Raw genomic sequence first — 13,961 nt, 5'->3', positions numbered from 1 at the left:
GCTGGCAACTCCTTCTTGCGTCGTCCCACCGAACACCTCCGTGATCAAGGTGTTGCGACGACCGCTGGAATCCGCCCATTGGAGTGTGGTCACTTTGGAGGACTGGGCTGTAGTCGCCGGCGGGCAGGCGGTGGGCATCCGACACGACGAACGCCACGGACTCGGCCTCGACCTCGAGGACGCCCCGGCTGGTACGCGGGCCGCCTCGATGCGTCCCCTCGAGCGTCGCGGGCTCGAGGTCAGTGCTGCGATCTGAAGCCATGGCGCGATGGGCGCGGGTGGTCACGGAGGTGATGGCCCCGGTCGTGCTCGTGGTGGTTGTCACCTTCGTGGTGGCCATCCACGCGGCGGGGTCGGGGCGCGGACTGCTGCTGGGGGTCGTCGCGATGTTCTTCGCGGCCGGGCTGCCCTACGCCATCTTGCAGGTCGGGATCCGGCGCGGGGTGCTGGGCGACCGGCACCTGACTCAGCGTCACCAGGGACCGGTGATGATGACGATCGGGCTGGTGTCGATCGTGGTCGGGCTATTGGCTCTGTCGTTGCTGGATGCTCCGCGCGCCCTCTTTGCGTTGGTGTGGGGGATCTGTGCCGCGGTGGCTGTCTGCCTCGCCGTGACCTTGCGGTGGAAGATCTCGATCCACACGGCCTGTGCTGGGGGAGTCGTCGCCGCACTGGCCGTGCTCGTCAACCCCTGGCTCCTCGTGGTGGCGCCACTGGTTGTGCTGGTCGCCTGGTCGCGGGTGGTGCTTGGCGATCACACCACGCGCCAAGTCGTGGTTGGCGCGGCCGTGGGCTTTGGCGTGGCGGCCTTGGTGACGTTGGCCCTGAGCTGAGACAAGCGCCGCGGCAGGAGCGAGCGGACGTGTTCATCCGCGACTTTCAGACTGGGTTCCTGGTGCCGCGGATGATGGGGCCAGGGTTTGGGCAGGTCGGAGGTGGGCGGCGCGGTGGCGCATGAAGAGCCAGTAGAGGACGGCGGAGACGATCAGCCCAAGGATCCAGGAGATGTCGGCGCCGCCGAGCTGGGCGACCATGGGGCCGGTGTAGAAGCTGGTGCTCATGAAGGGGATCTCGACGGCGATGGCGGCGAAGTAGGCGACGAGGGCTTCCCAGCTCGCGCGGCCGTAGATGCCGTTCGGTTCGAAGATCTGCCCGATGTCGTACTGCTCTTTGCGGATGAGGTAGAAGTCGACCAGGTTGATGGCGGTCCAAGGGATGACGAAGTAGGCGAGGAAGAGGATGAAGTTCTCGAAGTTCTCCAGGAAGTTGCCTTGGCCCGCGATCGCCAGGATGGTGGAGATGGCGGCGACCGCGATGGTGTAGGCGGCGCGCGTGGTGCGGCTGACGCCGTGTGACTTGGCGGCGGTGGCGATGGTGGTCCATGACATGAAGGCGCCGTAGAGGTTCAGGACGTTCACCGCGATGATGCCGAGGATGATGATGATCTGGAAGAGCCAGTGCACGGGGGAGGGGGAGAGGTCGACGATGAAGGAGACGGATCCGCCGTTGAAGGCTTGGGTGGCGACGGCGACGGCGATGCAGCCGAACCCGATCATCCAGAAGGAGCCGATCGAGCAGCCGGCGTAGCTCCACCAGAAGACGGTGCGGCTGGAGGTGTCCTCGGGTAGGTAGCGGGAGTAGTCGGCCACATAGGGGGCGTAGGTCAGGGTCCAGGTGGCGGCGATGGCGATGCCGAGTCCGAACGCGCCGCCGGAGAAGTGGCCGCCGTTCCAGACGGCTGCGACGTCGTGGTGGACGAAGAGCATGATGGTGAGGTAGACGAAGCCGAGCCCGCTGATCAGGCTGACCCAGCGTTCCACGCTGTGGATCAGGCGGTAGCCGAAGATCGCGACGATGGTGCAGATGGCGGCGATGATGATGATGGTCGGTTTGACCGGGAGGTGGGTCAGCCCGGTCAGTGCCTGGCCGCCGAGCACGCTGCTGCTGGCGAAGAAGCCGATGTACATGAGCAGCACGACGATGATCGGGACCGCGGCGCCGTAGTAGCCGAACTGGGCGCGGCTCTGGATCATCTGCGGGATGCCGAGTTTGGGGCCCTGTACCGAGTGCAGGGCCATGAAGATCGTGCCGGCGGCGACACCGATCAGGGCAGCCAGGATGGCCCAGGGCAGGGACAAGCCGATCACGATCAGCAGAGCGCCGGTGACGATCGCGGTGACCTGCATGTTGGCGGCGAACCAGACGTTGAACAGGCTCTCGGGTTTGCCGTGCCGTTCGTCGGGCGGGATGTAGTCGATGCTTCGGTGTTCGACGGTGAGGGTGCGCTCCTGGCTTGTTGGGCGGGTGCTCATTGCTCTTCCTCCCGTGTCTCAGCGGCGGCGTGTCGCTCGTGCTGTCGGGTCAGCACGGTGATGATCTCGTAGGCGAGGTTGGCTGCGGCTATCCCGGTGATCTCCGCGTGGTCATACGCCGGGGAGACCTCGACGATGTCGGCCCCCACGACGCGGACCCGATCGAGCCCTCGGACCAGGGCGAGCAGCTCACGGCTGGTCAGGCCTCCGGCCTCGGGTGTGCCGGTTCCCGGGGCGAAGGCGGGGTCGAGCACGTCGATGTCGATCGACAGGTAGACCGGTGTGGTCCCGACTCGCTCGAGCAGCTGCTGCAGGGCTGCGTCGACACCGATCCGGTCCAGGTCACGGGAAGCCAGGATGGTGTAGCCGAGGTCGGTGTCATCGGTCAGGTCGCTGGGAGCATAGAGGGAGCCGCGGGTGCCGACGTGGACCGAGCTCCCCTTGACCACCAGGCCCTCTTCTGATGCGCGCCGGAAAGGGGTGCCGTGGGTGTACGGCTCGCCGTAGTAGGTGTTCCAGGTGTCCAGGTGGGCGTCGAAGTGCACCAGCGCCACCGGCCCGTGGACTCGGTGCACCGCGCGCAGGGCAGGTAGGGCGATGGTGTGGTCACCGCCCAGGCTGATGGCGGTCTGCTCAGCGCTGATCAGGGACCCGAGCCCGTTCTCGATCTGCTCGAGGGCCTCGGTGATGTGGAAGGGGTTGCACGGGATGTCGCCGGCGTCGACGACCTGAGCGCCATGGAACGGTTCGCTGTCCAGCGCAGGGTTAAAGGGACGCAGCAGGCGAGAGGCTTGACGGATGTGCGACGGTCCGAAACGAGCTCCGGGGCGGTAGGTGGTGCCGGCGTCGAAGGGGACGCCGACCAGGCTGATGTCGAACCGTGGCACGTCCTCGAGCCGGGGTAGACGGGCAAAGGTCGTATGGCCGGCGAAACGGGGGACCTGAAGGCCGTCGACAGGGCCGACGACTCCGTTGCTGTAGGTCACGCGTGCTTCGTCCATGATCGCTCCTCGACGGGTCGATCCGTGACGCGTACAGCTCGCGCGCACGCGCGGCTCGGCTCCTTCACGATTCAAGCACCGGACGCGGGTATCGCGCCATGGGAAACTCCCTCGGCTCTCGAGCACCGGAGACTTGCGCGGCTGCGAGTGCTGCGTCTGCGTCGACGTGCAACCCGCATCCGGACACGAGCTCGGTCACGACCAGCAATACGCAGCCCACGCGGTGGCCCCTGCTGCTGCCGCCATCACTCCGGAATCGACCCATCGGCTCCAAGTCGTTCGAGTCACTCGCTGACGTCTCCACGCCTCACGAGGCAGGTCACCCGGGCCAGCGTTCCACTCCACCCCAGCGGATGACCGGCAGCGGCGCGCTGACGCACCCGGCTCCACCTCGCGAGGGCATCCACCCATGGAGCTGCACACGGTTTGCACCAGGGTGATGCCGGGTTCCGAAAGTGCCCCGCGCCAGCGGTATTTGGGTCATGACCGAACGAGCAGATCAGCAGGTCCGCGGCTGGTGGGGGCGGCTCCGGTGACGGTGTCGATCCGCCGGATCAGCCTGGGCGCAGGCTATCGCTACCTGATGGCCAGCGTCGCCCGCGGCGACGGCGCGGGCGTGATGTCGTCGCCGTTGACGCGGTACTACGCGGAGTCGGGGACGCCTCCGGGTCGGTTCCTGGGCGCCGGGTTGGCGTGCCTGGCCGGCGGGGCCGGTGTCGTGCCCGGCGCGCAGGTGAGCGAGGAGGCGCTGTTCCGGATGCTCGGGAAGTTGCAGGATCCGGTGACCGGGCAGCAGCTGGGCCGACCCCCGAAAGCGGTGGGCACGGCATACATCGACGGCAAAGGCAGGGTGCGCAAGGCACCTCGACCGGTGGCCGGGTTCGACCTGACGTTCAGCGCGCCCAAGAGCGTGAGCGTGGCGTGGGCGCTCGCGGACCCGGGCACGCAGGCGGTCATCTACCGGGCGCACCTGCGGGCGGTGGAGTTCGTCATCGGGTACGCGGAGCGGGCGGTCTTCTTCTCGCGGTCGGGGCACGCGGGGGTGGTGCAGGAGGACGTGCGCGGGGTGGTCGCGGCTGGGTTTGACCACTGGGACTCGCGGGCGGGGGACCCGCAGCTGCACACCCACGTGGTGGTGATGAACCGCGCGCAGTGCGCCGACGGGGCGTGGCGGACGCTGGACGGGCGGTTGATCTTCAAGGCGACGGTGGCGTTGTCGACGTTGTACAACGCGGTGTTGTCGGACTACCTGACCGGGGCGTTGGGGTGGGGGTGGGAGCCGATGGCGCGGCGGCATTCGGCGGTGCCGAAGTACGAGGTCGCCGGCGTCGACGCGCAGTTGCAGGCGGAGTTCTCGCGGCGGTCGGGCGCGATCGAGGACGCCAAGAACGCCCTGGTCGACGACTTCGTCGCGGCGCACGGGCGGCAGCCCTCGTCGCGGGAAGTGCTGCAGCTGCGGCAGCAAGCGACGATCTCGACCCGGCCGGACAAGGAAGCGCACGCGTTGGGGGAGCAGATGGCGGTATGGCGGGCCCGCGCCGCACGTCTGGTGGGTCTCGACTCGGCCCGGTGGGTATCGCACTTGGCGGGGCGGAACGAGCTGCCGTTGCTGCGCGCCGCCGACCTGACCGACCAGACTCTTGCGGGCGTGGCGGGCGCAGCGTTGGCGCAGGTGGCGGGCAAGCGCGCGACGTTCTCGCGGATGAACGTGCTGGCCGAGGTGCTGCGCCAGCTGCACGGCGCGCGGTTCGCCGACCCCACCGAGCGGCTGGCCGTGGCCGAGCGGGCCACCGACCTGGCGTTGGATCGGGCGGTGCCGGTGGACCCGCCGGAGATCGCGGTCACGCCGGCAGCGCTGCAGCGGGAGGACGGGACCTCCCGGTTCCGGTTCCGCGGCATGGAGGCCTACACCACCCAAGCCACGCTCGATGCCGAGGCGCGGCTGCTCGCGGCCGGCCGGTGCGTGGACGGCCCGGCGATCGACCCGAGCCTGGTGGCCGCCGCAGGGGCGGAGCCCGGAACAGGTGCCGGGCTATCGGTAGGGCAGGTGGCTGCGGTCCGCGCCGTGGTGTCCTCGGGCCGGGAGCTGGACGTGCTGGTCGGTGCCGCCGGAACGGGCAAGAGCACCACCATGGCCGGACTGCGGGCGGTGTGGGAGACAGGGTTCGGGCCGGGGTCGGTGATCGGGCTGGCACCGTCCGCGGCGGCCGCGGAGGTCCTGTCCCAGGTGGTGGGGATCCCAACGGAGAACACCGCGAAGTGGTTGACCGAGAACGCCCGCAACACCGATCGCCGAGCTGAGGTCGAGGCGTTGCAGGCCAAGCTGTGGCGGGCCAGCCCGTCACGACAGACCAAGGCGATGCGAGAACGCATGCATGCCCTGATCGCGGAGGGCCGGGCGTGGTCGCTGCGTCCGGGCCAGCTGGTGATCATCGACGAGGCCTCGATGGCCGCCACCTTCGACCTGGACGCCCTGACGACGCAAGCCCGGGCGGCGGGCGCCAAGGTGCTGCTGGTGGGCGACCCGGCCCAGCTCTCCCCCGTCGGTGCCGGCGGCGCGTTCAAGCTGCTGGTCGGCGACCGGGCGGACGTGCCGGAACTGGTGGACGTGCGCCGCTTCCGGCACGAATGGGAGCGGGACGCCTCGCTGGCCCTGCGCGCCGGCCGAGCCGAAGCCGTCGACGCCTACGACGAGCACGGACGCGTCGCCGGCGGCGACCGTGACGCGATGCTCGACGCACTGTTCAACGCGTGGCGCACCGACATCGACGAGGGCCGGCGGTCGCTGATGATCGCCGGTGACAACCAGACCGTCACCGACCTGAACGCCCGCGCCCGAGCCCACCGAGTCGCCGATGGCCTCGTCACCGAGGAGGGCGTGAGGCTGGCGGACGGATCCGTCGCGGGTGTCGGCGACCTGATCGTCACCCGACGGAACAACCGCTCGCTGTCCACCGGCTCTGGGTGGCTCAAGAACGGCGACACCTGGACCGTCACCCGCATCTGCCGCGGGGGAGGGCTGAAGGTGAAGCGTGGTGACAGCCATCGGGAGGTGTCCCTGCCCGCGGGATACGTCGCGGAAAGCGTGGAACTCGGCTACGCCACCACCGCACACCGGGCGCAAGGACGAACCGTCGCAACAGCGCACGCGTTCGTCGACGTCACGACCGCGCGCGAGCCCCTCTACGTCATGACCTCACGAGGTTGTGAGTCGAACCGCCTCTATGTCGACACCGCCGACCAGCCCGGAACCGAGACTCCCGCGCCCGGATCGGAGCTGACTGCAGTCGAAGTCCTACAGGCCGCCGTCGCCGACACGGAAGCCGAGCAGTCCGCCACCGCGACGATGGCGGAGCACTGGACACAAGCCCACTCCGTAGGCCAGCTGTCGGCCGAATTTCAAGCCATCGTCGCGGACGGAACGACGATGGCCACGGACGCTGCGCGAGAGCTCGAGCGTGCTCGGGCGCTGGCCGGGCGGGCCGAGCTGCTGCGGCAACGTGCCCACAGCCAGCGGGCCGTTGACGTACCCGACTCGGTACAGACCGGCCCGGCGCCAAGCCTCTAGATGGCTCGGGAGCACGCCAGCGTACTCCGCCAAGCGGACTGGCCCGCCCGTGCAAGCGACGAACAGCTTCGGGTAACAGACGACACGGTCAGACCGAGTGGCTGCCGGCAATTGTCCCGTAGAGCGCCCCTGTCCCGGTGAGCGATCCGGACGGCCTATACGGCGACGCTGCCCATCCACGCAGGCCGCTTGGCCCCGTGACCTGATGTTTCCCGTAGGTGGTTCGGCGGATGAGGCCGCGGGCGGTCGCGGTGGCCACGGCGGCGGTGCGAGAGTCAGCGCCGAGCTTGGTGTAGATGTGCGCGAGGTGGGACTTGGTGGTGGCCTGACTGAGGAACAGGCGCTGGCTGATCTGCTGGTTGGAGAGCCCCTCGGATACGAGTTGCAGGATCTCGGTCTCTCGGGGGCTGAGCGTCTCGGCCGGGGCGCGCACGCGGTCCATCAACCGTTGAGCGATGGCGGGCGCTAGTGCGGACTTGCCGCTTGCTGCGGTGCGGACCGCGGCCGCGAGTTCCTGCGGCGGGGCGTCCTTGAGCAAGTAGCCGGTGGCGCCCGCTTCGATGGCGGCCAGGATATCGACGTCGGTGTCGTAGGTGGTCAGGATCAGCACCCGTGGTGCGTCGGGGCGGGCGGTGATGATGGCGGTGGCCTGGGAGCCGCCCATGCCGGTACCGAACTGCAGGTCCATGAGCACGACGTCAACGTCCAGCTCGTGCGCGAGCTGGACGGCCTGCTCGGCGGTGGGCGCCTCGGCCACGACCTGAAAATCAGGTTCGGCTTCCAGGACGGCGCGCAGGCCGGCGCGCACGACTGGGTGGTCGTCGGCGAGCAACAGCCGAACGGTGACCGGATTCATGGCGTGGCTTCTTGGGTGTCATGGGCTCGGCAGCAGAGGGTGACGGCGACGGCGGTGCCCTGCCCGGGGGCGGACTCCACAGCCAGAGTCCCGTGCAGGGCGCGGGCACGGGCGCGCATCGCCGCCAGGCCGAATCCGGCCCCGTCTGGTCCCTGCCCCGGGGTTACGACGAGGTCGGGATCGAACCCGGTGCCGTCATCGACGACGTCGAGGGCGACTTCGGTGTCCATGTAGCTCAGGGTCAGCTCGGCGCGCGTCGCGTGCCCGTGTTGGACGGTGTTGGCCAGGGCGGACTGGGCGATGCGCAGCAGCGCGATCTCTTGTGCGGGAGGCAACTCTGCTGGGATACCGGAGATGTGCGCCTGCACAGCCAGGCCGGAGGCGTCGGCAGTGCTGGCGCACAACTGCTTCAAGGCGGCGGGTAAGGACCCCGCCGTCTCCAGGCCTGGGGGGGTCCAGTCGCGGACGAAGCGCCGCGCCTCGGCGAGGTTGTCTACTGCGGCCTGGCGGGCCTGCTGGACGTGACCCAGCGCGGCCTCGGACCGGTCGGGGAGCGCGTGTTCGGCGGCACGCAGCAGCAGCTGGATGCTGGACAGGCCCTGGGCGAGAGTGTCGTGGATCTCGCGGGCGAGGCGTTCGCGTTCGGCCAGGACCCCGCCGGCGTGCTCGGCAGCGGCCAGGTCGGCGCGAGCGGCGGTGAGCTCCTCGATCAGGCGCTGGCGGGCCTCACTTTCCCGGTACAGCGCCTGATAGCCGAGCACGGTAGCCACCGCGACGGCAGCGCCCAGAATCGGGCCGACGAACATCGCCGCACTGAACTCGTGCTGGTGCCAACCGAAGACGGCGATCGCTGCGGCGGTGGTGATCGCGACCGCGACCAGTCCCCACCGCGTGGGCAGCAGGTGGAGCTGGACGAAGAACAGCGGGAAGGCCAACCAGATGCCGTCCGGAGTCAAGAACAGCAGCACCAGCCAGACCACGACGACCACCGCCAGCCACGTCGCCGCGGCAGCGGCGCAGCGGCGCACCAGCGGCAGGGCCGGACCGGCGGCGTAGGTGGCGGCCAGCAGCACGGCGACCGCAACGACGGCGCCAGCCTGCGAGGAGCCCTCGGTCACGGCCCGGGCCACAGCCAGCGCCAGCAACGCAGCCACCAGCAGGTGCAGCAGGCCGCCCAGCACACGCAGCACCGGAGTCAGGGAGTGAGGGTTCACAAGCCACCAGCCTAAGCCGCCACCACAACGGGCGGCACCGGCCAAAAGGTGTAGCGCGCCATGCACCCAATGGCTTCAGCGAACCAGTCTGCGGTGCGATGTGACCGACCCCCGCTGCGGCGAGGCTGGGTACTACCGCCGGGCACTGCGTCCGGCACCATTGCCAAAGGAAGGCTGAACCTTGTTCGTCGCCTGGAAAGACCTCCGGTTCGCCAAGGGCCGCTTCGCCCTGATGGGCACCGTCGTCGTACTGATCACCATCTTGGTCGGACTGGTCTCCGGCCTGACCGCAGGCCTGGCGAAGGACAGCACCTCGGCCATCACCAACCTGCCCGCCGACCACCTCGTCTTCTCCGCTCCCGCCGCCGGCGGGGACCCCTCGTTCACCACCTCCAGTGTGGACGAAGACACGGCAACGGCCTGGGCGAAAGTGCCCGGCATTACCAGCGCCGACCCGCTGGGCATCACCACCACCCGCGCCGAAGCCGACGACCGGACCGCCAGCGTGTCCGCGTTCGGGGTCGAACCCGGCTCCCGCCTAGCACCTTCTGCCGGACAGCTCCAGCACGGCACCGCCGTGCTGTCCACCGGCGCAGCGGCCGACCTACACGTCCGGCCCGGAGACCGCATCACACTGGCCGGGCAGCACCTGCGGGTGACCGCTGTCTCCGGTGACGCCTCCTACAGCCACACCCCGGTGATCTGGACCAGCCTGGCCGACTTCCAACACCTCACCGGCGGACCCGGTGACAGCGACACCCACGCCACCGTTGTCGCCCTGACAACCAGCTCTACCGCGGACCTGGCCGCCGCCGACACCCAACTCGGCACCCGCACGGTCAGCCGCGATGACGCCCTGTCCGCGATCGGCTCCTTCACCTCCGAGAACGGCTCTTTGCAGCTGATGCGTGGGTTCCTCTTCGCCATCTCCGCGCTGGTGATCGGCGCCTTCTTCACCGTCTGGACCATCCAGCGCAGCGGCGACATCGCCGTCCTGAAAGCACTCGGCGCCTCCACCCGCTACCTGCTACGCGACGCCCTCGGTCAGGCCGTGGTCCTGCTCGCCCTCGGCACCGCAACCGGCACGGCGATCGCCGCCGGTGTCGGCGCCGCGATTGGTGCCACTGGGGCGGCCGTGCCGTTCGTCCTGGACCTAAACACAGTGGCCGTCCCCGCGCTGATCATGATCGCCCTCGGCGCCGTCGGCGCCGCCCTGTCCATCCGCCGCATCACCTCCGTCGACCCACTGACTGCCCTAGGGAGCGCCCGATGAGCCTGCACCTGACCAACATCACCCTGACCTACCCCGACGGTGCGACCCGCCTGACCGCACTGGACGACGTCACCCTGCACGTGCCGGCCGGCACCATCGCAGCCCTCGTCGGCCCGTCGGGCTCTGGCAAGTCCAGCCTCCTGGCGGTCGCCGCCACCCTGATCACCCCCGACACCGGGCGCGTCGTCATCGCCGGCACCGACACCGCCGAGATGACCCGCGCCCAGCTGACCACGCTGCGCCGCACCCGGATCGGCACGATCTTCCAGCAACCCAACTTGCTGCCGTCGCTGACCGCCGCCGAACAGCTCCAAGTGATGGCCCACCTTGACGGTCGCTCCCCGCGCGCGGCACGAGCCCGGGCCTTGGAGCTCCTGGACGCGGTCGGCCTCACCGGCCAAGCGGACCGTCGGCCCCACCAGCTCTCCGGTGGACAGCAACAGCGCATCAACATCGCCCGCGCGCTGATGAACGACCCTGCGGTGCTCCTGGTCGATGAGCCCACCAGCGCGTTGGACCACGAACGCGGCACCGCGATCCTGGACCTGATCACCACCCTGACCCACCAGCAGGCCACCGCCACCGTCCTGGTCACCCACGACCGCTCCCACCTGACCGCCGTTGACCAGATCGCCGAGGTCAACGACGGACGACTCGACAGCCCCGCCCTGGCCGGACACCGCTAACAGCGGCTACTCCATCCGCGCAGCATCTCTCGGCCCAGCGGTGCATGTCCATCCGGCGCATTCGCCAGGGTGGACGTACACGAGCCGACGCGGCCAGACCACACCACCCACCACCGCCCAGGAGGCACACCATGGAAACCGCACTCAACGTTCTGCACGTGCTCACCGCCGTCTTCATCATCGGCCCGATGGCCATCTTGCCGATGACCGCGATGCAGGCACTGCGGTCCGGGCACGAGACCCACGTCATCGCGCTGGCCCGGTCCACCGCCATCCTCAGCTGGGCCTCGCTCCTCGTCGCGGTCCTCGGCTTCGGAGTGCTGGGCATGAGTGACCCGAAGTACGACCTGTCGGTCACCACGCCGTGGGTCCTGATCTCCCTGGTCCTGTACCTGCTCGCCCTGGCCGTCAGCCTGCTGGTCGTTGCCCCCACCCTGCGCCGAGCCGGTGCGCACATGAACACCGCCGACGCGGCCACAACGACCCGAATCGGCTACGGTCGCGTCGCAGCGTCCTCCGGGATCGTTTCCCTGCTGCTTGTCGCGGTGGTCGTCCTCATGGTCTGGAAGCCCTGATACAACCGAGGAGCCCAGCCCGGGCAGCTCGCCTGATTCGGCGGAGGATCCTCAAGCGGACGGCCGCGAGGAGCGCTGTCAACCCAGGAGCGGTTAGCTCGATACGGTCGATCAAGACGGCTTGATGTGGGAGGTCCAGCGGTGCCAGGAGGAGCAGATCCGGTGGTACGCAGCGCGGAGCCGGACGACGTTGAAGCGATCACGCGGTTCGGCGAGGTGGTGATTCGGCCGCACTATGCACCGCTGATCGGCGCGGCGGCCGCCGATGCGCAGGTGCGCGACTGGTGGAACGAATCCCATGTCCGGGAAGCCGTGACCAACGGGTTGGTCGTCATCGCGGAGGCCGGCGGAAAGGTCGTCGGCGTGGCCCAGCGCGGCCAACAGGGATCCGACCACGTGATCTACAAGCTCTACGTGCACCCGGAGCACCGCCGGCGCGGATTCGGTCCACAACTCATCGCCGCGCTCATCCAGCAGCTGCCCCCCGACGCCGGTCGGCTGCACATCGAGCATTTCGCCGGCAACGAGCACGCCGGCACCTTTTACGAACGCGAGGGGTTCATGGTCGAACGCGTCGACCCAAGTGCGACCGGCAACGCGGCGCTCGATGTGGTCTGGCGTGTCCGCGACGTCAGCCCATCCCAGTAGGCCAAGGCTGCTGGCTGAGGTGGGTGGTGACGCCGCTTGGCGGCGCCCTTGGTGGTCCGGCGCCACCGCTCGTTTGCCTGGCGCCTGACCACCAGGTCATCGCCAGTAGCGGATCGGCGGATTCTGGCGGTGGTCGCAACACAGCCGCATCTGCGAATCTGATCGCTCGCTGGTGTCAGGGTAGCGCGGGGTCGGTGGCGGGCGCTTGTACGGGCCGTCTGCCCACGCCTCAAGAGCGCTGCGCGTCCCTGTGGGACCGGCCTGCGGCCGGCTCTTGGCCCGCGGGTCCCTGCGGCCCTGAGGACAGGGAAACTGCGGGCAGGGCGAAGCCCTGCCCTCGTGCACGCGCACGCCACCTCACGCTCGAAGGGCGGTGCCACGCGGGAGCTATGCGGCGGGTAGCAGCAGGTGGCTGATCAGCTCGTCGGGCTTGGCGTAGTCGTAGCGTTTGCGGGGCCGGTCGTTCAGCTCGGCGGCGACCCGGTCCAGGTCCGCCTGGGAGTGCACGGACAGGTCGCTGCCCTTGGGGAAGTACTGTCGCAGCAGCCCGTTGGTGTTTTCGTTGGTGCCACGCTGCCATGGGGAGTGCGGGTCGGCGAAGAAGATCGCGATGTCGGCGGCCGCCTTCACCTGTTGCCAGTCGCGCATCTCCGGGCCCTGGTCCCAGGTCAGTGAGCGGCGCACCGCTTCGGGCAGGGTCTGGAGCTTCGCGGTCAGCGCGGGTGCGACCAGCTCGGGGGTGTACCCGCGCGGCAGGTGCAGCAGCATGGTGTAGCCGGTGGAGCGTTCCACCAGGGTGCCGATCGCGGTCTGGTTGCGCTTGCCGATGATCAGGTCACCTTCCCAATGTCCAGGCACGACACGGTCTTTGACCTCCGCCGGGCGCTGGCTGATGTTGACCATGTTCGGGATCCGGTTCTTGCGCTGCCCCACCTTGCGGGACGGCCTGCGCAGCGTCCGCCCGGTGCGCAACGACCTGGTCTGCTCACGCTTCAGCGCACCACGAGAGGTCACATACAGCGACTGGTAGATGGTCTCGGTGCACACCCACATCGCCGGCTCGTCGGGAAACTCCCGCCGCAGCCTGCCGGCGACCTGCTCGGGCGAGTACCGCTTGCCCAGATACTCCTGCACCACCCCACGCAACCGCGGGTTCGTGGCCAGCTTGCCCGGCTTGGGACGCTCCGCCCGTACCCACGCCGCGGCATGAGCGGAGGTGGCCCGGTAACGGCCCGGCGCCTCGGCGTTCCGGGACAACTCCCGCGAGACCGTCGAGGGTGAGCGCCCGATCCGCGCGGCGATCTGTCGCATCGACTCACCCCGCGCTCGACCCAGCGCAATCTCCTCCCGCTCGGCGAACGACAGGTAGCGACCCTGCAGGTCTCGGCCACGCCGGGGCCGGACCCCGCCAGTCGCCCGCAGCCACTTGCGCCCCTTGCCCCGGTAGGTGCCCACCGCGGCCGCCGCGTCGGTGATGAACCCGCCATCAGCCATCACCTGCCAGAACCGCTGGCACACATCCGCAACCATGTACTCCGAAAACAGCATCCTCCAACACCTCATTCCCATCGGTGTTGCGACCACCGCTCGAACCCGCGGATCGGCTTGCGGACGCGGTCACGTCGCACGTGTGCCGTATAGAAGACGCCAGCGGACACCTCATCGCGGGCAACCGGTGACAACGCCTGCCGCAGTTCTCGTCGCCGGTGATGGTTGGGTCTGTACGGAAATCGGTGTAACCGGCATTTCTCTATAGGTTCTCCGCGACCGGCATGCGGTCGGCGAAGGTGACAGCGAAGGCGTTCAGTGCTGGCTTCCACCTTGTAGC

The 13,961-nt window shown here is 69.2% G+C and carries 12 protein-coding genes; 7 read left to right on the top strand and 5 right to left on the bottom strand.

Translation table 11 applies throughout. The features are described 5' to 3' along the window. Positions 1-256: hypothetical protein (locus FCN22_RS21720; RefSeq protein WP_238384880.1), on the top strand; the 256-nt coding region annotated here is incomplete at its 5' end. A gap of 4 nt (positions 257-260) precedes the next feature. Continuing rightward, positions 261-833 (top strand): phosphatase PAP2 family protein, encoded by a 573-nt coding sequence (locus tag FCN22_RS20560; RefSeq protein ID WP_137123432.1) that lies wholly within the window; start codon positions 261-263, stop codon positions 831-833. A 33-nt stretch (positions 834-866) separates the two neighbouring features. On the opposite strand, the gene FCN22_RS20555 is transcribed toward FCN22_RS20560, so the two are convergent. Both FCN22_RS20555 and speB read right to left on the bottom strand, forming a co-directional pair. After that, the gene (locus FCN22_RS20555) at positions 867-2,312 is read right to left on the bottom strand and encodes a purine-cytosine permease family protein (protein ID WP_137123431.1); all 1,446 of its coding nucleotides are present in this window, start codon (positions 2,310-2,312) and stop codon (positions 867-869) included. Further along, positions 2,309-3,313, bottom strand: a complete 1,005-nt coding sequence (gene speB, locus FCN22_RS20550; protein WP_137123430.1) for an agmatinase — start codon at positions 3,311-3,313, stop codon at positions 2,309-2,311. The genes FCN22_RS20555 and speB overlap by 4 nt, the downstream gene beginning before the upstream one ends. A gap of 532 nt (positions 3,314-3,845) precedes the next feature. On the opposite strand from speB, the gene mobF reads away from it, so the two are divergent. After that, complete coding sequence (gene mobF / locus FCN22_RS20545) at positions 3,846-6,881, top strand: MobF family relaxase (protein ID WP_238384879.1); 3,036 nt, start codon at positions 3,846-3,848, stop codon at positions 6,879-6,881. Between the two features lie 88 nt (positions 6,882-6,969). On the opposite strand, the gene FCN22_RS20540 is transcribed toward mobF, so the two are convergent. Beyond that, on the bottom strand, positions 6,970-7,737 hold the full coding sequence (locus tag FCN22_RS20540; protein ID WP_137123429.1) for a response regulator: 768 nt from the start codon (positions 7,735-7,737) through the stop codon (positions 6,970-6,972). Next, positions 7,734-8,951 carry a sensor histidine kinase gene (locus FCN22_RS20535; RefSeq protein ID WP_137123428.1) on the bottom strand — a complete coding sequence of 406 codons (1,218 nt, stop codon included), beginning with the start codon at positions 8,949-8,951 and terminating at the stop codon, positions 7,734-7,736. Before FCN22_RS20535 ends, FCN22_RS20540 begins: the two co-directional genes overlap by 4 nt. A gap of 181 nt (positions 8,952-9,132) precedes the next feature. On the opposite strand from FCN22_RS20535, the gene FCN22_RS20530 reads away from it, so the two are divergent. The 4 genes from FCN22_RS20530 (at position 9,133) to FCN22_RS20515 (ending at position 12,133) form a co-directional block, all read left to right on the top strand. Continuing rightward, the gene (locus tag FCN22_RS20530) at positions 9,133-10,224 is read left to right on the top strand and encodes an ABC transporter permease (RefSeq protein ID WP_137123427.1); all 1,092 of its coding nucleotides are present in this window, start codon (positions 9,133-9,135) and stop codon (positions 10,222-10,224) included. After that, positions 10,221-10,910, top strand: a complete 690-nt coding sequence (locus FCN22_RS20525; RefSeq protein ID WP_137123426.1) for an ABC transporter ATP-binding protein — start codon at positions 10,221-10,223, stop codon at positions 10,908-10,910. Before FCN22_RS20530 ends, FCN22_RS20525 begins: the two co-directional genes overlap by 4 nt. 131 nt (positions 10,911-11,041) lie before the next feature. Further along, complete coding sequence (locus FCN22_RS20520) at positions 11,042-11,485, top strand: DUF2269 family protein (protein ID WP_137123425.1); 444 nt, start codon at positions 11,042-11,044, stop codon at positions 11,483-11,485. Positions 11,486-11,647: 162 nt separating this feature from the next. Next, positions 11,648-12,133, top strand: coding sequence for a GNAT family N-acetyltransferase (locus FCN22_RS20515; RefSeq protein ID WP_162308280.1), 486 nt, complete (start codon positions 11,648-11,650; stop codon positions 12,131-12,133). 387 nt (positions 12,134-12,520) lie between these two features. Here FCN22_RS20515 and FCN22_RS20510 read toward each other — a convergent pair whose 3' ends face one another. Further along, positions 12,521-13,681, bottom strand: coding sequence for an IS30 family transposase (locus tag FCN22_RS20510; RefSeq protein WP_238384878.1), 1,161 nt, complete (start codon positions 13,679-13,681; stop codon positions 12,521-12,523). Between the last annotated feature and the right edge of the window lie 280 nt (positions 13,682-13,961).

Source organism: Segeticoccus rhizosphaerae (genome assembly GCF_005222685.1).
Taxonomy (GTDB): domain Bacteria; phylum Actinomycetota; class Actinomycetes; order Actinomycetales; family Dermatophilaceae; genus Segeticoccus; species Segeticoccus rhizosphaerae.
The sequence above is the reverse complement of the archived record's forward strand: the minus strand, read 5'-3'. Positions and strand labels throughout refer to the sequence as shown.